At 56.7% G+C, this 20,739-nt stretch carries 20 protein-coding genes; 10 read left to right on the top strand and 10 right to left on the bottom strand.

What is annotated here, in order from left to right:
- The first annotated feature begins 23 nt into the window (after positions 1-23).
- Positions 24-764 carry a structural protein MipA gene (locus tag VW41_15055; protein ID AJZ90242.1) on the top strand — a complete coding sequence of 247 codons (741 nt, stop codon included), beginning with the start codon at positions 24-26 and terminating at the stop codon, positions 762-764.
- A gap of 681 nt (positions 765-1,445) precedes the next feature.
- On the opposite strand, the gene rimO is transcribed toward VW41_15055, so the two are convergent.
- On the bottom strand, positions 1,446-2,771 hold the full coding sequence (gene rimO / locus VW41_15050) for a ribosomal protein S12 methylthiotransferase (protein AJZ90241.1): 1,326 nt from the start codon (positions 2,769-2,771) through the stop codon (positions 1,446-1,448).
- A 244-nt stretch (positions 2,772-3,015) separates the two neighbouring features.
- Here rimO and VW41_15045 point away from each other — a divergent pair, with 244 nt between their 5' ends.
- Positions 3,016-3,399: a hypothetical protein gene (locus tag VW41_15045; protein AJZ90240.1), complete on the top strand. Its 384-nt coding sequence runs from the start codon at positions 3,016-3,018 to the stop codon at positions 3,397-3,399.
- Between the two features lie 111 nt (positions 3,400-3,510).
- Positions 3,511-4,632 carry an oxidoreductase gene (locus VW41_15040; GenBank protein AJZ90239.1) on the top strand — a complete coding sequence of 374 codons (1,122 nt, stop codon included), beginning with the start codon at positions 3,511-3,513 and terminating at the stop codon, positions 4,630-4,632.
- Position 4,633: 1 nt separating this feature from the next.
- Here the strand turns inward: VW41_15040 and VW41_15035 are convergent, their stop codons facing one another.
- A complete protein-coding gene (locus VW41_15035; protein ID AJZ90238.1) occupies positions 4,634-5,260 on the bottom strand; it encodes a glutathione S-transferase in 627 nt (208 codons plus the stop codon).
- A 248-nt stretch (positions 5,261-5,508) separates the two neighbouring features.
- Here VW41_15035 and VW41_15030 point away from each other — a divergent pair, with 248 nt between their 5' ends.
- A complete protein-coding gene (locus VW41_15030) occupies positions 5,509-6,714 on the top strand; it encodes a peptidase M15 (protein ID AJZ90237.1) in 1,206 nt (401 codons plus the stop codon).
- A gap of 4 nt (positions 6,715-6,718) precedes the next feature.
- Here VW41_15030 and VW41_15025 read toward each other — a convergent pair whose 3' ends face one another.
- The 3 genes from VW41_15025 to VW41_15015 all read right to left on the bottom strand — a co-directional run bounded on the left by VW41_15025 (position 6,719) and on the right by VW41_15015 (position 8,904).
- On the bottom strand, positions 6,719-7,483 hold the full coding sequence (locus VW41_15025; GenBank protein ID AJZ90236.1) for a DeoR faimly transcriptional regulator: 765 nt from the start codon (positions 7,481-7,483) through the stop codon (positions 6,719-6,721).
- A gap of 93 nt (positions 7,484-7,576) precedes the next feature.
- Positions 7,577-8,185 (bottom strand): UDP pyrophosphate phosphatase, encoded by a 609-nt coding sequence (locus tag VW41_15020; GenBank protein AJZ90235.1) that lies wholly within the window; start codon positions 8,183-8,185, stop codon positions 7,577-7,579.
- Positions 8,182-8,904 carry a phosphoesterase gene (locus tag VW41_15015; protein AJZ90234.1) on the bottom strand — a complete coding sequence of 241 codons (723 nt, stop codon included), beginning with the start codon at positions 8,902-8,904 and terminating at the stop codon, positions 8,182-8,184. Before VW41_15015 ends, VW41_15020 begins: the two co-directional genes overlap by 4 nt.
- Positions 8,905-9,097: 193 nt before the next feature.
- Here VW41_15015 and VW41_15010 point away from each other — a divergent pair, with 193 nt between their 5' ends.
- Complete coding sequence (locus tag VW41_15010; GenBank protein ID AJZ90233.1) at positions 9,098-10,330, top strand: multidrug transporter; 1,233 nt, start codon at positions 9,098-9,100, stop codon at positions 10,328-10,330.
- Positions 10,331-10,746: 416 nt separating this feature from the next.
- On the opposite strand, the gene metG is transcribed toward VW41_15010, so the two are convergent.
- Positions 10,747-12,783 (bottom strand): methionine--tRNA ligase, encoded by a 2,037-nt coding sequence (metG, locus tag VW41_15005; GenBank protein AJZ90232.1) that lies wholly within the window; start codon positions 12,781-12,783, stop codon positions 10,747-10,749.
- A 162-nt stretch (positions 12,784-12,945) separates the two neighbouring features.
- Between metG and VW41_15000 the strand changes: the two genes are divergently transcribed.
- On the top strand, positions 12,946-14,058 hold the full coding sequence (locus VW41_15000; GenBank protein AJZ90231.1) for an antiporter: 1,113 nt from the start codon (positions 12,946-12,948) through the stop codon (positions 14,056-14,058).
- Between the two features lie 110 nt (positions 14,059-14,168).
- Here VW41_15000 and VW41_14995 read toward each other — a convergent pair whose 3' ends face one another.
- A complete protein-coding gene (locus VW41_14995; protein AJZ90230.1) occupies positions 14,169-14,594 on the bottom strand; it encodes a GCN5 family acetyltransferase in 426 nt (141 codons plus the stop codon).
- A 168-nt stretch (positions 14,595-14,762) separates the two neighbouring features.
- Between VW41_14995 and VW41_14990 the strand changes: the two genes are divergently transcribed.
- Positions 14,763-15,236 carry a hypothetical protein gene (locus tag VW41_14990; protein ID AJZ90229.1) on the top strand — a complete coding sequence of 158 codons (474 nt, stop codon included), beginning with the start codon at positions 14,763-14,765 and terminating at the stop codon, positions 15,234-15,236.
- A 51-nt stretch (positions 15,237-15,287) separates the two neighbouring features.
- On the opposite strand, the gene VW41_14985 is transcribed toward VW41_14990, so the two are convergent.
- The 3 genes from VW41_14985 to VW41_14975 all read right to left on the bottom strand — a co-directional run bounded on the left by VW41_14985 (position 15,288) and on the right by VW41_14975 (position 17,887).
- The gene (locus VW41_14985; GenBank protein ID AJZ91994.1) at positions 15,288-15,572 is read right to left on the bottom strand and encodes a hypothetical protein; all 285 of its coding nucleotides are present in this window, start codon (positions 15,570-15,572) and stop codon (positions 15,288-15,290) included.
- 225 nt (positions 15,573-15,797) lie between these two features.
- On the bottom strand, positions 15,798-16,808 hold the full coding sequence (locus tag VW41_14980; GenBank protein AJZ90228.1) for an alpha/beta hydrolase: 1,011 nt from the start codon (positions 16,806-16,808) through the stop codon (positions 15,798-15,800).
- A gap of 167 nt (positions 16,809-16,975) precedes the next feature.
- Positions 16,976-17,887, bottom strand: coding sequence for a LysR family transcriptional regulator (locus tag VW41_14975; GenBank protein ID AJZ90227.1), 912 nt, complete (start codon positions 17,885-17,887; stop codon positions 16,976-16,978).
- An 89-nt stretch (positions 17,888-17,976) separates the two neighbouring features.
- Here VW41_14975 and VW41_14970 point away from each other — a divergent pair, with 89 nt between their 5' ends.
- From VW41_14970 to VW41_14960, 3 genes are all read left to right on the top strand, one after another.
- Positions 17,977-18,978, top strand: a complete 1,002-nt coding sequence (locus VW41_14970; GenBank protein AJZ90226.1) for a general stress protein — start codon at positions 17,977-17,979, stop codon at positions 18,976-18,978.
- Between the two features lie 67 nt (positions 18,979-19,045).
- Entirely contained in the window at positions 19,046-20,269 is a 1,224-nt protein-coding gene (locus VW41_14965; GenBank protein ID AJZ90225.1) for an MFS transporter, read from the top strand.
- A 10-nt stretch (positions 20,270-20,279) separates the two neighbouring features.
- Entirely contained in the window at positions 20,280-20,696 is a 417-nt protein-coding gene (locus VW41_14960; protein ID AJZ90224.1) for a hypothetical protein, read from the top strand.
- Positions 20,697-20,739: the final 43 nt, after the last annotated feature.

The following is a 20,739-nucleotide window of genomic DNA, read 5'->3' as shown; positions in this document are numbered from 1 at the left end:
ATTCGTTGCCCTGGAGTGAAGAAATGAGAAAGATAACCGGGGCACTTCTGCTCAGCCCATTGCTGATTACCACTGCCTGCCCGGCGGCCAACTGGTCGCTAGGCGCGCAGGGTGGCCTGTATCAAACCCCTTATCAAACGCGTCACCAGCTTCGCTGGGCGCTGCCCTACGTCGGCTACGACGGCAAAACCTGGTATCTCGACGGCACCGAAGCTGGCTATAACTTCATTAACACCGACACGCTGCTGCTGCGCGCAAAAGTCTATTACTACGACACCCTGTATCGGGCGGATACCGGGCAAACGCCCGCGCTGCGGGGGCTGAATAACCGCCACAGCACCATGATGGGCGGCATGACGATGCAGTACACCACGCCGATAGGCGCGTTCAGCGCCACGCTTGCGGGCGACACCCTGGGCGTCAGCAACGGAGTGACGGCGAACTCGGCATATATTGCTCTGGCGCAGTGGGGGGATTTCACCCTGGTGCCTGAAGCCGGAATGGACTTTTCTAATGCGCAAAATACACGCTACTACTATGGCGTCTCAGAGAAAGAGTCGGCCAAAACGGGTCTCGCGACATGGCGCCCGCAGGGCAGCATAGTGCCTTATGCGCAGCTGGCGATGAATTACGCCTGGACGCCGCTATGGAACACCTGGGCGCAGTTCACCCAGCGTTTTTATCCGAGTGCTATCAGCGACAGCCCAATGGTGAATAAGAATAACCTGCGGGAGTTGACGGTGGGGATGAGTTATACGTTTTAACGTGTGCTCACTGGTGATTTCGTATTTACACATGTCCTCTTTGGAGGGCTGGATAAGGTTCCGTTCACTTCCAGTACAGTTTCATATGCTGCCCCGCACCGGTGAACGTGTCCGGGGGATAACGCCATCCCCCGAACAGCCCCGGCGCCCGGCGAGCTCATCGCCGCTGAAGCGGTAAACCCACCGGCTATCACCCAAACAGTCGGGGTCGTTCGCGATCCGTTCCCGACGATCGCTCTCTTTCGCTGTTCCCGACAGCTCAACCCCGCCTGAGTTGGGTCATAACCGGGGGCGATGAGAGCCGGGAACAAGGGCGTGGCTGTAAGTCTTGAAGCGACAGTGATGTTCAGTGTGGTTGCGGATTTGAAGCGAGGTACGGTTCCGGCTTAAATCGCCTCCGTTTTCTCTCCGACTGGCCAGGGTCCGGCCGTCGGGAACGGCCGGAGGCTGAGAGCGTCGGGAACGCATCTCAGCCGACCCAGGACTGGGAGATAAAACGGAGGTTTACCGCTTGCGGCGATTTATTTGGCCGGGAGTCCGGGGTCTCGGGGAAGTGACGGTGACTTCCCCGAGTCGTTCACAAGTTCTGTGGTGGCATGTGAAACAGGGCTGGAAGTGAACGGAACCTTAACTGAGCCCTCATAGAAGGTTTGCGGTCACGGTTCCGACGGGCAGAAAAAATTAAACCACCGATCCCCACAGATCGTACTCATCCGCGTTTTCAACTTTCACCCGGACAACGTCGCCTGGTTTCAGCTTCGTTTCGCCATTCAGGTAAACTGCGCCGTCGATTTCTGGTGCATCCGCCATGCTGCGGCCAATGGCACCTTCTTCGTCCACTTCATCAACCATGACCAGAATCTCGCGGCCCACTTTTTCCTGCAGGCGCTCGGCAGAGATCTTCTGCTGCAGCTGCATAAAGCGGTTCCAGCGCTCTTCTTTCACTTCTTCCGGCACCTGGTCCGGCAGTTCGTTGGCGGTCGCGCCGTCCACCGGGCTGTATTTGAAGCAGCCCACGCGATCCAGACGCGCTTCTTTCAGGAAATCGAGCAGCATCTCGAAGTCTTCTTCGGTTTCACCCGGGAAGCCGACGATAAAGGTCGAACGCAGGGTCAGATCCGGGCAGATTTCACGCCACTGCTTGATGCGCTGCAGCTGGCGATCCGCAGAGCCAGGACGCTTCATCAGCTTCAGAATGCGCGGGCTGGCGTGCTGCAGCGGGATATCGAGGTACGGCAGAATCTTGCCTTCCGCCATCAGCGGGATCACATCGTCAACGTGCGGGTACGGGTAAACGTAATGCAGGCGCGTCCAGACGCCCAGTTTAGCCAACTGCTCACACAGGCTCACCATGCTGGTTTTGACCGGGGCACCGTTCCAGAAACCGGTGCGGTGCTTGACGTCCACGCCGTAAGCGGACGTATCCTGGGAGATCACCAGCAGCTCTTTCACGCCCGCTTCAACCAAACGTTTTGCCTCTGCCAGCACGTCGCCGATTGGGCGGCTGTCCAGATCGCCACGCATGGACGGGATAATGCAGAAGGTGCAGCGATGGTTGCAGCCTTCGGAAATTTTCAGATACGCGTAATGGCGCGGCGTCAGCTTCACGCCCTGTTCCGGCACCAGGCTCAGGAACGGGTTGTGCTGAGGTTTTGGCACGTAGTGATGAACGTGCTGCAGAACCTGCTCATAGCTGTGCGGGCCGGTGATTTCCAGCACCTTCGGATGTACTTCACGGATCTGATCTTCTTTTGCGCCCAGGCAACCGGTGACAATCACCTTACCGTTTTCGTTCAGCGCTTCGCCGATGGCTTCCAGCGATTCCTGTACGGCGCTGTCGATAAAGCCGCAGGTGTTGACGATAACCATGTCGGCGTCGTCATAGCTTGGCACCACGTCATAACCTTCGGTGCGCAGTTCAGTCAGGATGCGTTCGGAGTCCACGAGGTTTTTCGGGCAGCCGAGGGAGACAAACCCGATACGGGGCTGTTGGGTCACATTGCTCATAGCTTAAAAAGTGTTCGATTATTAGAAAGATTAGGGCAGGGATTCTACAGAGGTTGGGCGGGAATTTGTACTGGAGAATTGCAGTTTGCGTTTTAGGTGATTTATTCCACTTCGGTTTAACCACTGCGCGCTGCGGCTGGCCCACGAAACAGCACCAAATGCGAAAGATAATGGCCGCGAAACCTTGGTCTTTTGACCATACTTTGGCTGTGGATTAACGATTAGCCCACGAGGAGGATGCACTATGTCCGGACGAACACTCAAAAACGACCTGCTGCAAAAACTGAAGGTCGCGAAGGGAGAGATCGCCGCCTATCTGGCGTTGAGAAAGGCCAAAGGGTACATGTCTGTCAGCGAAAGCGAACTGCTGCGGGGTCGCTTGCTTGATGTCTGCCATCGGAGCCACGACGCCGCCTTTATGCTGCAGGCGAGCCTGCCAGATGATGAAAAAGATGATTTCCGCCATGCCGTTGAAGCCTGTTCATCCGCGGCACTTTGCCTGATGAGCGGGCGCAAAGACTGCCCGCAATACATCGCGGTTGATGCGGCGAAGCTTGAGGCCAGCCTGATGCTGCTCTCCCGGAGCCTGAATGCGCTGGCGGCACGCGGGAAGGCCATCGAAGCCTGAACCGGGCGCGGGGAGCCTGTTTCGCTCCCCGTTCTTAATGTTATGTAAAACCGGGCATTAGATTATCTCCGGCGGCTACCCTTAACGGATAGCCTAAACCAGGAGATTACCATGCCGCCGTTCCCGTCCCGCACGCTTATTGCCGCCACGCTGCTTTTCTCTGCCTCTTTTACGCTGGCCGCCAAAACCAACGTTGAGGTATTGCAAACCGATCTGCCTCATCCGTGGGCGCTGGATTTTTTACCTGATAACCAGGGGATGTTGATTACCCTGCGCGGCGGGGAGCTGCATCTGTGGCAGCAGGACAAAGGCTTATCTGCGCCCATTAGCGGCGTGCCCGTGGTCTGGGCTCACGGACAGGGTGGTTTGCTGGACGTTGTGCTGGCCCCGGATTTTGCCAGTAGCCGCCGCGTATGGCTTAGCTTTGCCGAAGGCGGCAGCGACAATAAAGCCGGTACCGCAGTCGGGTATGGGACGTTAAGCCAGGATCTGAAACGGCTGGAAAACTTCAAGGTCGTGTTCCGCCAGACGCCAAAACTCTCCACCGGCAATCATTTCGGCGGGCGCATGGCGTTTGACGGGCAAGGTCATGTGTTTATCGCGCTGGGAGAGAACAACGAGCGCGCCACGGCCCAGGACCTCGATAAGCTGCAGGGCAAAGTGGTGCGGCTTAATGCCGAGGGGGGCATACCTCAGGACAACCCATTTGTGGGCAAGCCGGGCGCCCGGCCTGAAATTTGGTCTTACGGGCACCGTAACCCGCAGGGATTAGCCATTAATCCAGCCAACGGCGAGCTGTGGTTAAATGAGCACGGGCCGAGAGGTGGCGATGAGATCAATATCCCGGCAGCCGGGAAAAACTACGGCTGGCCGCTGGCGACCTGGGGCGTTAACTACAGCGGACTGAAGATCCCTGAGGCTAAAGGGGGAGAGGTTGAAGGCACCGAGCAGCCGATACATTACTGGAAAGTCTCTCCTGCAATAAGCGGCATGGCGTTTTATTCCGCTGACACCTTCCCGCAATGGAAGGGTAAGCTGTTTATCGGCGCGCTTAAAGAAAAGAATCTGATTGAGCTGACGCTGGACGGCGACAAGGTGACGGGTGAGCAGCGGCTGCTGGGCGATCGTAAGAAGCGTATTCGCGATGTGCGCGTCGGCCCGGACGGCTATCTGTATGTCCTGACCGACGAATCTGACGGCGAGCTGCTAAAAATTAGCCCGACGGAAAGCTAAATCAGGTGAGCGGGATCATCACAATTTTCTTGAACGCCGGGCGCTGGGTCAGCTGCTGATACCAGCGCTGGAGGTTTGGCACCGCATCCCATGGAATATCGAGATTGAGCAGGCTGTAGATTTGCGGGCCAAATGCGAGGTCGCCCAGGCCAAAGGCTTCGCCACCCAACCACGGTTGTTTAGCCAATTCTGCATCCGCAATGGCAAACAGCTTGTTGCAGGCCGCAATGCTTTGCTCAATCAGCTTACTATCTCGCTCTTCCGGTGGGGTTCTGACCAGGCTGGCGTATACGCCGCGGTAAGGGCCGGACACCGCCGTGGCGGACCAGTCCATCCATTTTTCCCCTTTGGCCCGCTCTGCCGGAGCATTCACCCACAGCGAGTCACGGCCATATTCTGCCGCCAGGTAACGGACGATGGTATTGGATTCCCACAGCGTCAGCCCGTATGCGTCATCGTGAATGCACGGCACCAGGCCATTCGGGTTCATCGCCAGGTAATCGGCATCGTGCGTCAGGCCAAATTTCCCCCCCGCAGGAACGGAGCGGTACGGCAGTTGCAGCTCTTCCAGACACCACAGCACTTTTTTTACATTGGTGGAGTTATCTCTGCCCCAAACGGTAATCATGGTGGTTCCTTTTTTTGCAGGTGGACATCGAGTATGCCCGGCTCCGGTCACGAAAACACCACTGTTTCTCAACCGAAGCTAAAAAAAATGGCGTGACGGCGGCAACTCGTGCAGATATCGAATAAACTTAAAAAACTTTACCAACTCTATGTTTCTTTAAGTGGATTCGTGCGTTATTACTCACATCCTGACTTTTGGGTGGCGGTGCGCGCCGTGAATTTTTTAAGAATGGATACTCAGGTGGTTTTATGAAGAGCTTGCAAATGCCGGCAACACTACGTGGTTTAGTCGCAGGGACAACCCTGCTGCTGATAGCGGCTCCTGCGCTGAGCGCTGAGCAGACCGCAGATGCACCCCAGGTTGATGCAAAAGCCTGGATTTTAATGGATTACGCCAGTGGCAAGGTGCTGGCGGAAGGAAATGCCGACGACAAGCTCGATCCGGCAAGTCTGACCAAGCTGATGACCAGCTACGTGGTAGGGCAGGCGCTAAAAGCAGGCAAAATTCACCTGACGGATATGGTGACTATCGGGAAAGATGCCTGGGCTACCGGCAACCCGGTGCTGCGCGGCTCTTCGCTGATGTTCCTGAAACCGGGCGACAAAGTTTCAGTGGAAGACCTGAACAAAGGCGTCATTATTCAGTCCGGAAACGACGCCAGCATTGCAATTGCCGACTATGTGGCGGGCAGTCAGGACTCGTTTGTCAGCCTGATGAACAACTACGCGCAAAAGCTCAAACTCACCAACACCACCTTTAAAACCGTTCACGGCCTGGATGCACCAGGGCAGTACAGCACCGCGCGCGACATGGCGCTGCTGGGCCAGGCGCTGATCCATGACGTACCGGAAGAGTACGCGGTGCATAAAGAGAAAGAGTTCACCTTTAACAATATCAAGCAGCCGAACCGTAACCGCCTGCTGTGGAGCTCTAACCTCAACGTTGATGGTATGAAGACCGGTACCACCGAAGGGGCGGGCTACAACCTGGTCGCGTCGGCAACCTCCGGCGATATGCGCCTGATTTCCGTCGTGTTGGGAACGAAAACCGACCGAATTCGCTTTAACGAAAGCGAAAAGCTGCTGACCTGGGGCTTCCGCTTCTTCGAAACCGTGACGCCAATTAAGCCTGACGCGACTTTCGTGACTCAGCGCGTCTGGTTTGGCGATAAGAGTGAAGTCAATCTTGGTGCCGGTGAGGGTGGCTCGGTGACGATTCCTCGTGGCCAGTTGAAGAACCTGAAAGCCAGCTTTACGCTGAATGAACCACAGCTCACCGCCCCGCTGAAAAAAGGCCAGGCGGTCGGCACCATCGACTTCCAGCTTAACGGTAAATCCATTGAACAGCGTCCGCTGCTGGTGATGGAGCCGGTAGAAGAGGGCGGTTTCTTAAGCCGCATGTGGGACTTTGTGCTGATGAAGCTCCACGGCTGGTTTGGCAGCTGGTTCTCCTAAGCGCCTACCACTCTAACGTCAGGTTTTCCGCCGCGGCAAAGTCTATAAACTCCGCGGCGGGAGGCCGGTTGGTAATAAGAGTATCAAACGCCGTCAGCGGCCCCATGCAGGCGGGGCGTACCTTGCCAAACTTAGTATCGTCCACCACCAAAATTTTACGCTGGGCCATGCTCAGCGCCCAATGTTTAACCGCCAGTTCATTCAGATTAAAGCAAGTCGCGCCGTAGCGCAGATGGACGCCTGCCGCCGATAAAAACGCAATATCCGGGCAGATATTCCCCAGACATTCCTGAAAGCTAATCGGATTAAAAATCGCGTTGCTGGCGTGAAACTCACCCCCGCTCAAGATTACCCGACAATTCGGCTTATCCTGCAGGGCCAAAAAGGTGTTGAGGGAATAGCACAGGCCGGTGAAAGGCAGATCGTCGTCAAGGGCATCGATGATGTAAGGCGTGGTGGTTCCGCAGTCGAAGAACACCGTCTGGCGCGGTCGAACATGTTGCGCAGCGAGCCTGGCGGCGTGACGCTTCTCTTCAACCTGACGCGTTTTTTCATCGCTCAGCAGATAGTGGCTGGCCCCGGCGCTGCGAGGCTCCAGCACCACATATCCCCCCAGCAGAACCACCTGACCCGGCTCGCTGTTAATATCGCGGCGGATGGTCATTTCGGAGACGCCCAGCAGCTGAGCGGCTTCTTTTAGATGAATTTTGTCGCTGCGCTTCAGCGCCTGTACCAGGCGGGTGATGCGTTCGTCACGGCGGGTTTCCATAGGCCTTTCTGCGTTTTATCCCCTCGCCCCTGCGGGGGAGAGGGTTAGGGTGAGGGGAAATAAAGTTAACGCATTTTACCTGTGGTGAACCGCTTAGTCACGCACCCAGCCTTTACGGATGGGCAGCGCGAAGCAGTAGCGGTAGATTTGGTGCAGGCGCTGATGGATTTGTGGCCCGCGCAGGTTCCAGACTATCTGCGATAGCAGGCAGGCGCTCATCCCGACCAGCAGGCCGCCGAGCATATCCAGCGGCCAGTGCACGCCGAGGTAGACGCGGGACCAGGCAATCGCACAGCCGATAGCAAACAGCATCACGCCGGACCAGATGCGGTGCCAGCACAAAAATGCCAGGGCAAAGGTGAAAATTACCGTGCCGTGATCGCTAGGGAAAGAGTCATCCGGCGCATGGTGCAGGAAGTTGTAGCCCAGCCCGACCACAAAAGGGCGAGGGTGCGGGAACAGGTGGCCGATGATCCACGACAGCACCACGCTGATAACCAGCGCCATACCGGTTTTGATCACCACCTGGCGCTGGGCCGGCATCTGCTTGCGCTGGCCCCACAGCCAGAGCACGACGATCAGCAGCGGGACGATACTGATCAGATCCCGGGCGAGGAATATTGCCAGCTTTATCATCCACTCCGGCGACGACGGGGTGGCATTAATGAGCAAAAACAGATTCTGGTTGAGCATTTCCATCATGACTTGTCCTGTGCTTTAACTGACCAGGTGGATATCGCGCCATAAAGCACCACCTGGGTTAACCATACCCACCAACCTGCCCACAGGTTGTGGCTGAAAAAGTGCGCGCCGCGCATCACCTGGCCGTATCCCATGCTCAAGCCGAGAAACACGCCAAGGCCGAGGAAAAACCACGCCAGGCGCGGACGTTCACGGTAAAACAAGAAAAACAGTGCCATCACGCCAAAGCCGCTGGAGGCATGGCCGCCTGGAAAACATCTCCCAGGCCCGCTGTCAGCCGGTGCCATGCCGAAAAGCGGATACGAGGCTGCATTCCCGCCGTATTCCACCAGACTCCACGGGCAGGAGTGGTGGCTAAAGCCTTTCAGGACGCCGACCGTTAATGCCCCAAGCCCGATGAGCAAAGCCACCACGACCAGCCGCGGCTGACGGCGCCAGACCCCCCACAACAGCGCGATAACGCCGCCGGCAATCACCAGGTCCTTTAACAGACGGTGGTTGAGCAAATCCATCAGCCGATCGTTTTGCAGCGGGAAACTGCGGCTGGCTGCATCAAACCAGAGCCCCGTTAGCCAGCGATCCAGTCCTTCATCCCTGGAGAGCCAGCTAAAAACTGCAGCCAGTATTATCAGGATGCAAAGTTGGAAAAGATAGAAGCGGGGCGGTAGACGGTAAAGCAGTTTTGTCTTATTTACCGTTGGTTTAGGAAAACATTTCATCTTGTATTTGGTAAAGACCGGGCTGACCTGAGATTCATGGCAGCAGAATATTCATCACAGATTAAGAAATCCTTAATAGAATTGAGGTATGATGTGCGCGGCTTTACACCCCGTGCTATTTGTCAGCCGTTGACTACCGCTGGCACGGGCAATTGAATACACTCTGCGCGTTTCTTTATCTTCTGAGTTCCGAATGCAACATAATACGATAGCTAACAAATCGTTAGGCCGTCAGGCGCTACTGTTCCCGCTTTGCCTGGTGCTCTACGAATTCTCAACTTATATCGGCAATGACATGATCCAGCCGGGGATGCTGGCCGTAGTGGATCAGTTCCAGGCGGGCGTGGAATGGGTGCCGACCTCAATGACGGCTTACCTGGCGGGCGGTATGTTCCTGCAGTGGCTGCTGGGGCCGCTGTCTGACCGTATTGGCCGCCGCCCGGTGATGCTCACCGGCGTGGTATGGTTTATCGTCACCTGCCTCGCGACGCTGCTGGCCCAGGATATTCAGCAGTTCACCTTCCTGCGCTTTCTGCAGGGCGTCAGCCTGTGCTTTATTGGAGCGGTGGGCTACGCCGCTATTCAGGAGTCCTTTGAAGAGTCGGTTTGCATCAAGATAACCGCGCTGATGGCGAACGTTGCGCTGATTGCGCCCCTGCTTGGGCCGCTGGTGGGCGCCGCGTGGATCCACGTTGCTCCCTGGGAAACCATGTTCGTTCTGTTTGCGCTGCTGGCGGCCATCTCTTTCTTTGGGCTGCACAAGGCGATGCCGGAAACGGCGACCCGCCTCGGCGAGAAGCTTTCCCTGAAAGAGCTTGGCCACGACTACAAACTGGTGCTGAAAAACCTGCGTTTTGTTTCTGGGGCGCTGGCGACGGGCTTTGTAAGCCTGCCGCTGCTGGCGTGGATTGCCCAGTCGCCGGTGATCATCATCAGCGGGGAGAATCTCAGCAGCTATGAATACGGCCTGCTGCAGGTGCCTATTTTCGGCGCGCTGATCCTCGGTAACCTGGTCCTGGCGAAGCTGACGTCACGCCGCAGCGTGCGCAGCCTGATTATCATGGGCGGCTGGTGGATTGTGCCCGGCCTGATTGTCGCGGCGGTGGCCACGGTAGCCTCTTCTCATGCTTATCTATGGATGACGGCTGGCCTGAGCCTGTATGCCTTTGGTATCGGCCTGGCGAATGCCGGCCTGGTGCGCCTGACGCTGTTCGCCAGCGAGATGAGTAAAGGCACGGTGTCGGCGGCGATGGGGATGCTGCAGATGCTGATCTTTACCGTCGGCATTGAGCTGAGCAAGCACGCCTACCAGTTCGGCGGTAACGGTCTGTTCAGCCTGTTTAACCTGCTGGGCGGGCTGATTTGGCTGGGTCTGATGGTGTTGTTCCTGAAGGACAAAACTGTCGGGCAGGCACGAGACGCCTGATTTTTACCCTCACCCTAACCCTCTCCCTAAAAGGGAGAGGGGATAAGGCTGGGCGGTTCGATTGTTTTTCGCCTCTCCCTAAAAGAGATAGGGTTAAGACAGGGCGGTTCGATTGTTTTGCGCCCTCTCCCTCCAAGGGGTAGGGATAAGACAAGGCAGTTCGATTGTTTTGCACCCTCTCCCTCAAGGAGCAGGAATCAGACAGGGCGGCTCGATTGTTTTTCGCCTCTCCCTAAAAGAGATAGGGTTAAGACAGGGCAGTTCGATTGTTTTTCGCCTCTCCCTAAAAGGGATAGGGGATAAGACAGGGCAGTTCGACTGTTTTGCAGTCCGTCCCTGAACGGGAGTGGAGAGAAAGCGGGATAAATCCGTTTTTGCACCCTCTCCCCGGGGGGGAGAGGGCTGGGGTGAAGGGCTTACTTAACCGCCATACCAGGCTGAGCACCGCTGTCCGGGCTCAGCAGGAAGATGTCTTTCCCGCCGGGACCTGCGGCCATCACCATCCCTTCCGACACGCCAAAGCGCATCTTCCGCGGTGCGAGGTTGGCCACCATCACGGTCAGGCGACCTTCCAGCTTAGACGGATCCGGGTAGGCTGTACGAATGCCGGAGAAGACATTGCGTTTCTCACCGCCAAGATCCAGCGTCAGACGCAGCAGCTTGTCGGAGCCGTCCACGAATTCTGCTTTCTCAATCAGCGCAATGCGCATATCCACTTTCGCGAAGTCATCAAAGGTGATGGTCTCCTGAATCGGATCGTCCGCCAGCGGGCCGGTTACCGGCGTAGAATTCAGCGCCTTCACTTCTTCTTTAGATGCTTCCACCAGAGCTTCCACCTGTTTGGTTTCAATGCGGTTATACAGCGCCTTGAAGCTGTTCACTTTGTGGTTCAGCAGCGGCGTAGCGATGCTATCCCAGCTTAGTTCGGCATTCAGGAATGCTTCCGCGCGTTCGGTGAGCGACGGCAGAACCGGCTTCAGGTAAGTCATCAGCACGCGGAACAGGTTAATGCCCATGGAGCAAATGGCCTGCAGATCGGCGTCGCGGCCTTCCTGTTTAGCCACCACCCACGGAGCCTGCTCGTCCACGTAGCGGTTAGCGATATCCGCCAGCGCCATAATTTCGCGGATTGCACGGCCAAATTCGCGGCTGTCCCACGCTTCGCCGATGCTTTCTGCGGCATCGGTGAAGGTTTTGTACAGCTCTGCGTCGGCAATGTCTGCGGCCAACACGCCGTCAAAACGCTTGGCAATAAAGCCGGCGTTACGCGACGCAAGGTTAACCACTTTGTTGACGATGTCGCTGTTCACGCGCTGCACGAAGTCTTCCAGGTTAAGGTCGATATCGTCGATACGGGAAGAGAGCTTCGCCGTGTAGTAGTAGCGCAGGCTGTCGGCATCGAAGTGCTTCAGCCAGGTGCTGGCTTTGATAAAGGTCCCGCGAGATTTGGACATCTTCGCGCCGTTAACCGTCACATAACCGTGAACAAACAGGTTGGTTGGCTTGCGGAAGTTGCTGCCTTCCAGCATGGCCGGCCAGAACAGGCTGTGGAAGTAAACGATGTCTTTGCCGATGAAGTGATACAGCTCGGTCGTGGAGTCTTTCTTCCAGTACTCGTCGAAGCTGGTGGTGTCGCCGCGTTTGTCGCACAGGTTCTTAAAGGAACCCATGTAGCCGATTGGCGCATCCAGCCAGACGTAGAAGTACTTGCCCGGTGCATTCGGGATTTCGAAGCCGAAGTAAGGCGCATCGCGGGAAATATCCCACTGTTGCAGACCGGACTCGAACCATTCCTGCATCTTGTTAGCAACCTGCTCCTGCAGCGCGCCGCTGCGGGTCCAGGCCTGCAGCATTTCGCTGAAGGACGGCAGGTCGAAGAAGAAGTGCTCGGAATCACGCATCTCAGGCGTGGCGCCGGACACCACGGATTTCGGATCGATAAGTTCGGTTGGGCTATAGGTTGAACCGCATACTTCGCAGTTATCGCCGTACTGATCCGGGGCTTTACATTTCGGGCAGGTGCCTTTGACAAAACGGTCCGGCAGGAACATGCCTTTTTCCGGATCGTAGAGCTGAGAAATAGTGCGGTTTTTAATAAAACCGTTCTCTTTCAGGCGGCCATAAATCAGCTCCGACAGCTCACGGTTTTCGTCGCTGTGGGTAGAGTGGTAGTTATCATAGCTGATGTTAAAGCCTGCAAAATCAGTCTGATGCTCCTGACTCATTTCGGCAATCATCTGCTCCGGGGTAATCCCCAGCTGCTGAGCTTTCAGCATAATAGGCGTGCCGTGGGCATCGTCTGCGCAGATGAAGTTAACCTCGTTGCCGCGCATTCGTTGGTAACGGACCCAGACATCAGCCTGAATATGCTCCAGCATGTGACCGAGGTGGATTGAGCCGTTTGCGTACGGCAGGGCGCACGTTACCAATATTTTTTTCGCGGGTTGAGTCATAGTGGGAATTGCATCTTCTGATTTAAAAAAGGGGATTTGATATTACCGGATTGGCAATTGTTTAGTAACCCCAAAGCCCGCAATAACCGCACATGAATAGGCGGCGTGGTTTCTGGTATGCTTAGCGGATTGCAATGTCCGATAAAAACATAAGGAGTCGGGATGAATTCGCAATCCCCGTCCAGCAAGTCCCCGGAACAGCTACGCGCGATGGTCGCCGGGACCCTGGCCAATTTTCAGCACCCTACCTTGAAGCACAATCTTACCGCGTTGAAAGCGCTGCACCATGTGGCCATGCTTGACGACACGCTGCACGTTGAACTGCAGATGCCGTTCGCCTGGCAAAGCGGGTTTGACGCCTTAAAAGAGACATGTAGCTCTGACCTGCTGCGGATAACCGGCGCAAAAGCGGTGGACTGGAAGCTAAGTCATCACATTGCCACGCTGAAACGGGTGAAAAACCAGCCCGGCATTAACGGCGTCAAAAACATCATTGCCGTTAGCTCCGGCAAAGGCGGGGTGGGTAAATCGACCACCGCGGTAAACATGGCGCTGGCGCTGGCGGCCGAAGGGGCCAAAGTCGGTATTCTGGATGCCGATATTTACGGCCCGTCGATCCCCACCATGCTGGGCGCTGAACATGAACGCCCAACGTCGCCGGACGGCAAGCACATGGCGCCAATCGTGGCACACGGCCTGGCGACTAACTCGATTGGCTACCTGGTCACCGACGAAAACGCCATGGTATGGCGTGGCCCGATGGCCAGTAAAGCGCTGATGCAGATGCTGCAGGAAACCCTGTGGCCTGACCTGGATTACCTGGTGATCGATATGCCTCCGGGCACCGGAGACATCCAGCTGACGCTGGCGCAAAACATTCCGGTCACCGGAGCGATGGTCGTGACGACGCCGCAGGACATCGCGCTGATCGACGCCCGTAAAGGGATCGTGATGTTCGAGAAAGTTGAGGTGCCGGTGGTGGGCATAGTTGAGAATATGAGCATTCATATTTGCAGCAACTGCGGCCATCAGGAGCCTATCTTTGGCACGGGCGGCGCCGAAAAATTAGCGCAGCAGTACCACACCACGCTGCTGGGGCAGTTGCCGCTGCACATCACGCTGCGCGAGGACCTGGATGCCGGTAAACCGACGGTGATCAACCGCCCGGAAAGCGATATCACCACGCTGTACCGCGAGCTGGCGGGGCGCGTGGCGGCTCAGCTTTACTGGAATGGCGATGTGATCCCAAGCGAGATCGCCTTCAGAGCGGTGTAAAGATTTAATCTCTCTTCCCTGGTTGCAACATTGCTTCTTATTTCACCCTCGCCCCTTTGGGGAGAGGGATGGGGTGAGGGGAGGAGAGATTATTTTCAGGAGGTGAGGCGCTACCTCAACACAAAATGCATTAAATAGTATTCCCCGTCCGGCCCGTCTCCCGGTGCTTCAATATGCCAGCCGTTACGCCGATAAAACTCAATCGCGTGTTCATTTTTTGCCAGGCACTTTAGCGAACCCGTGCCGGTAAATTCACCCTGTACTTTCTCCAGAAGCGCCTTTCCCGCCCCCGTTCGCTGATATTCCGGGCTGACGAACAGGTTGTGCAAAAAGTTATCCTGTACCCAAACGGAAGCGAAGCCGATACGGTGACCGTTTTCTTCTGCTACCCAGATGCGTTCATCCTGCGTCGCGCTGTCAAAGTCTTCGAGCTGCCAGGCGCCGCCGTCGAGCCAGGGCCAGGCCTTACGGCGAGCTTGAAGATAAAGGGTACGTAAGAAGGGACGATCTGATTCTTGCCAAAGTCGTAGTATCAAAGGGGAACCTTTTAGGATCAAAGTTAGCCCATTGAGTCTACCCTTAAGCCTGAAGAGTGCCAATTCACCGCCAGCAAATTTGGCTCTGGCGGACAAATCCGCGCGGTTTTTGTTACAACGCGGTCGCTTCTCTATATACTGCCCGCTTTTGGCTCCTGAGATTGTCCCATGTTGAATAATGATGTACTGCTTAGCGTTCGCTACATGCTGAACCTGAATAACGATGGAATCGTTAAGATCCTTGCCCTGACCGGCACCGACGTCCCCGCTGAACAAATCGTTCCGTGGCTGAAAAAAGAGGACGAAGAAGGCTTTAAAGCCTGCCCGGATCTGATCATGGCAAACTTTCTTAACGGTCTGATCTACTTCAAACGCGGCAAAGATGAAAGCAAGCCGGAGCCGAAGCTCGAGCGCCGGATGACCAACAACATTATTCTGAAAAAGCTGCGTATCGCTTTTGAGCTGAAGTCTGACGACGTGCTGGAGATCCTCACCGCCCAGCAGTTCCGCATCTCTATGCCGGAAATTACCGCCATGATGCGCAACCCCGATCATAAAAACTACCGCGAGTGCGGCGATCAGTTCCTGCGTTACTTCCTGCGCGGTCTGACCCAGCGCCTGAAGCCTGCCAAAGCGGAATAAGATGCTGTGCGGGTGAGGCCCTCTCACCCGCCGAACGGAAGCCTTGAGGCATCACTTTTCTGCCGGAATAATTTCCCCGTGGGCCCGGTGTTTACCCGTCCAACTGACGGAAGGACTGCCGTCCGGCATCACGGCAATCGATAACACCACGCCCTGGCCGCGCGCCTCATAGAAGCTGTCGTTGACCTTCTTCAGCGCCATTTGCTTGCCGTTAAGATAGACCGGCCCCCCGTTATCGATATGTACCTCGCCCGGCGCACCCTGTCCATTGAACAGCGGCAGGGCAGCGCTTGCCAGGCCACTGACCAGGCCCAGCGACAGGACCAACATTTTCAGCTTGCTCATCAGTCATTCACTCATCTGTCATTATTAATGGTTAATTTCTGTTCGGGATAATATAAATTCTATTATTCGCGGGTGGGTATCTTGCGCTTTCCGTGGGCCGTCACGTTGACCTATATCAACCCCCCGCAATGCCGGGAGATGAATTATTTGCCCCATCGATGGGGCAGGTGAAGGCAAAAGGGGATAACTCTCGTACCCCCAAATGCCGGGCTGGACTCAGTTCAGATGAGCGCGTAGTTCCCCTGCGGCCTGCGCAATGGCGGTACGGACGGTGGGTTCTCCGCTGATAGCATTCAATAAACCGTAGTCGTGGATCATGCCGTTATAGCGGGTCACTGTCACCGGCACGCCCGCCGCGTCGAGCTTACGGCCAAAAGCTTCGCCTTCATCGCGCAGCACGTCCAGTTCCGCCGTCTGAATCAATGTTGGCGGCAGGCCTTTCAGCTGCTCGCGGCTGGCCTCCAGCGGTGAAGCCAGGATGTTGCGGCGGTCGCTCTCGTTCGTGGTGTAGTTATCCCAGAACCATTTCATCATGTTCTTGCTGAGGAAATAGCCGTTTGAGAACTGGTTATAAGATCCGGTATCAAAGCGCGCGTCGGTCACCGGCCAAAGCATGACCTGGTAGCGAATCGCCGGGGTATGCTGCGCTTTGGCCTGCAGGGCGACGGCGGCAACCATATTCCCACCCACGCTGTTCCCGGCCAGCGCCAGGCGGCTGCCGTCCACGCCAATTTCGCTGCCGTGTTCGGCAACCCAGCGGGTGGCTTCATAGGCCTGGTTGATGGCGACAGGGAAGTGCGCTTCCGGCGACGGGGTGTAGTTAACGAACACCGCCGCAGCGCCCGATTCGACCACTAAATCACGCACCAGGCGTTCATGGGTCTGGAAGTCGCCCAGCACCCAGCCGCCGCCGTGGAAGAACATAAACACCGGCAGCGTGCCGCTGGCGTTTTTCGGCTTAACGATGGTCAGCGTCAGCGGCTTGCCGCCCACGGTAATCGTCTTTTCAGAGACCTCGGCGGCGGGCAGGGTTGCCCCTTTCTGGGCGCCGATCAGTACCTGCCGCGCAGCCTGCGGGGAGAGCTGCTCGATGGGTTTACCGCCTCCGCTGTTTAAAGCGGAAAGGAATTTACTCACGCCAACCGTCGGGACAGGCACATCGGCGGCATAAGCAGAGGCAAGGCTGGAAGCGGTTAAACCCATGGCGAGTAGTAATGAGCGTGACATATTATCTCCTTTGCGATTGTATCGCGTGCTATTTAATTGGAAGTGGCTCGCCTGATGCGGCGGTGACTGCGGGTGAATTTAAATAGTGCACTATGTTATTGCAAGCTATTTAAATTCAATGGCGCATGAATGAAGGTTTACTTATTGATTATTAATATGAAATATTTTTAGTACAGCGTGGCCTCACGCATCATCTCGATAAGCCTTCTTAAGCCGGGATGAAGCTGCCTGCGGCTGGGGTAATACATTACCATGGGCTCATCTTCACAAACCCATTCCGGAATCGCCTGCACCAGTTGCCCGCTTTCCAGCAGAGGGCGCACTCGCACATCCAGGCAATACGCCAGCCCGAAGCCGTTTAAGGCGGTATCAATGATCATTTCGCTCTCATTGAGAATCAGCGAGCCTGGCACATCCAGTGCCAGCGCCTCTTTGCCCCGGTTAAGCTCCCATTTGTACAGCGTGCCGTTGCCGAGTCGCATACGGATGCACTGGTGCTGGAAGAGATCGTCCGGTTTTTCCAGCGGGAGGTGCGCGGTATTGGTTAAATACTGAGGTGAGGCAACCACTATCCACCTCAGCTTGCGCGTCACCGGCATCGCAATCATGTCTTTGGGGACGCTCTCCCCGTAGCGAATCCCGGCGTCATAGCCGCTGCCGATAATATCAACCAGCGTGTTATCGACGGTAATCTCCATCTGCAGCCGCGGATACATAGCCATAAACTTTGCCAGCACTGGCGCAAACAGCAGCTGAGCGGCATCTCGCGGAATGTTGATCCGCAATCGCCCGACCGGGGACTCGCGGTAGTGATCCAGCTCATCGAGCGCCATACGGATATGGGAAAAGCCGGTTTCCAGATGCCCAAGCAGCGCTTCACCGGCGTCGGTGGGTACCACGGAACGGCTGGTGCGGTTTAACAGGCGAACGCCGAGCCTCTCCTCCAGCCCGCGCATAGTATGGCTTAGCGCAGAAGTAGACACACCCAGCTCAGAGGCCGCCAGGCGGAAGCTTTTGCGGCGACAGATAGTTAAAAAAACGTTGAGATCGGCGAGTTCACCGCGGACCGGAGCGGGCATAAAAGGGGCCTCTGTCATCAAGGGTTCGTTGAAATAAATTCAACTTAACATGAGTTATTATAAGTTCACAGAACAGACAGGGGTAAATCATGGCAATCGAAACGATTCACATCGCGGGCATCTCTGAGCCGGTCAGCCGTATCGGCCTGGGAACGTGGGCCATTGGCGGCAGTATGTGGGGCGGCAGTAACGACGAGCAATCGATAGCGACGCTGCATGCAGCGCTGGAATGCGGCATCAACCTTATCGACACCGCGCCAGTTTACGGCTTCGGGCACTCAGAAGAGGTAGTGGGCAAAGCGCTGGTCGGTCGTCGGGACAAGGCGATTATTGCCACCAAAGTGGCGCTGGACTGGGACGACGCCGGGCGGGTTACGCGTAATTCCACGCCGCAGCGCATTCGCCAGGAAATTGAAGACTCGCTTCGCCGCCTGCAAACGGATTACATTGACCTCTACCAGGTTCACTGGCCGGACGATTTAGTGGCTATAGACGAAACCGCGCGCGTGCTGGAAACGCTGCATCAGCAGGGGAAATTCCGCGCCCTCGGCGTGAGCAACTATTCGCCAGCACAGATGGACAGATTCCGCAGCGCCGCGCCGTTGGCAACCATGCAGCCGCCGCTCAACCTGTTTGAACGCGGTGCAACCGAAACAGATCTGCTGCCGTATGCGAAATACCACCAGATGGTCGTGCTGGCCTACGGTGCGATTTGCCGTGGCCTGCTGTCCGGCCGCATGACGCCGGAAACTGTGTTTGGTGAAGGTGACCTGCGCAGTTTCGATCCTAAATTCCAGCCGCCGCGCTTTGCACAGTATCTGGCCGCGGTCGAAACGTTGAAAGCGTTTGCCGCAGAGCGTTACGGCAAGAGCGTGATGGCTCTGGCGCTGCGCTGGGTGCTTGATGCCGGGCCTACCATCGCGCTGTGGGGCGCTCGCCGTCCTGAACAATTAAGCGGGGTGGAAGACGTTTCCGGCTGGACATTGACCGCTGAAGATAAACACGACATCGACCTGATATTAGACAAACACATTAGCACCCCGCTGGGGGCCGAATTTATGGCACCTCCGCACCGGAAAACATCGCTTTAGTACTCTCGCGCCCCGACGAACCGCGCCGGGGCGTATTTTGTTGTTCACCTGCACAAGTCAAAAAACTATGTCATCACCTAATGAACAAGCCCTTGAACAAGGGGCTGAGACAGTTTCCCTGTCGCGATCGGGGCTGCTGAAAGCGCTGTTTGCGCTCGGCATGGGCGGTTTCGCCATCGGTACCGGCGAGTTCGTCATCATGGGATTGCTGCCCGATGCCGCAAACGGGCTGCACGTCTCGATCCCCTCCGCGGGCCACCTGATCAGCATTTATGCGCTGGGCGTGGTGGTCGGGGCTCCGCTGCTGGCGGTGCTGGGCGCCCGCATGGCGCGGCGTGATTTTCTGATTGCCCTGATGGCGATGTTTGCCGTTGGTAACCTGCTGAGCGCTTTTGCGCCAGGGTACTACTCCATGATGCTGGCGCGCTTCCTGGCCGGTTTCCCGCATGGCACCTTCTTCGGCGTAGCGGCTCTGCTGGCCGCAAGCCTCGTTGAACGCTCGAAGCGCGCGCAGGCGGTGTCGATGGTGCTGCTGGGCCTGACGATAGCCAACTTGCTCGGCGTGCCTGCGGTGGCGGCCATTGGGCAACTGTTCGGCTGGCGCAGCGCGTTTGCCATCGTCGGTGGCCTGGCGGTATTGACGCTGATTCTGGTTCGGGCCTGGGTGCCGTGGCGGGCCGGAGATAAAGACGCCAGCCCGCTGCGTGAGCTGACCGCCCTGACGCGTAAGCAGGTGCTGCTGACGCTGGCTATTGGCGCTATTGGCAGCGGCGGAATGTTCTCCGTCTTCAGCTACGTGAAGCCCACCATGCTGGAGCTGGCGCATCAGTCGGTGGGGATGATCCCGGTGATCCTGTCGATGTTCGGTCTGGGTATGATTGTCGGCAATATCGTAGGGGGTCGGCTGGCAGATCGCGGGCTGGAGAAAACCGTCCGCCTGCTGCTGATTTGGGCGATCCTGGTACTCAGTGCCTATGTTTACACCTCACATTATCCGTGGCTGGGCGCTGTCACCGTGATGCTGGTGGGCACGATGGTGTCGCTTTCTTCGGTGCTGCAAATCCGCCTGATGGACGTCGCCGGAGATGCACAAACTATGGCGGCGGCGATGAATCATTCGGCGTTTAACATCGCCAACGCGTTAGGCGCCTGGCTTGGCGGGGTGACTATTTCCGCGGGCTTTGGCTGGGAGTCCACCGGCTGGGTGGGCGCAATTCTGGCGGTCTTCGGCCTGCTGATCCACACCTGGGCGGTGGTTGACGCCAAAAAACGTCCCCCGTTAGCACATTGAGGTTTTCATCGTGACAGTCAGTTTAGTTCTTGCAGAAGCGCTGATCGCCCGCGTAAAAACGGCGGTGGAGATCCACAGTTTCCCCCCGGTTTCTGTCGTGGTGCTGGACAGCGGCGGCCATTTAACGGCCTTTGCCCGCATGGACGGCACATTCCTGGCCACCATTGATATCGCGATGCGTAAAGCGCGTACGGCGGTGCTATTCCAGGCCAACAGCGAAGATGTCGGCGTTAATTTGCATCCAAACGGCCCGGCGTATTCGCTGGAAAACAGTAACGGCGGGCTGGTGGGCATTGACGGCGGTATCCCGCTGCGTAACGCCGAGGGGGCGGTTATTGGCGCGATTGGGGTTTCGGGCGCCACTAAAGAGCAGGATGGACAAATCGCTGCCTTTGCCGTGGAAGCGGTGTTCGGGAGTGGTGATTAAATGAGAAAAAGGAGCGTAGTTCGCTCCTTATGGTTGCTGACAA

This window comes from Klebsiella michiganensis, assembly GCA_000963575.1.
GTDB classification, from domain to species: Bacteria; Pseudomonadota; Gammaproteobacteria; order Enterobacterales; family Enterobacteriaceae; genus Cedecea; species Cedecea michiganensis_A.
The sequence above is the reverse complement of the archived record's forward strand: the minus strand, read 5'-3'. Positions and strand labels throughout refer to the sequence as shown.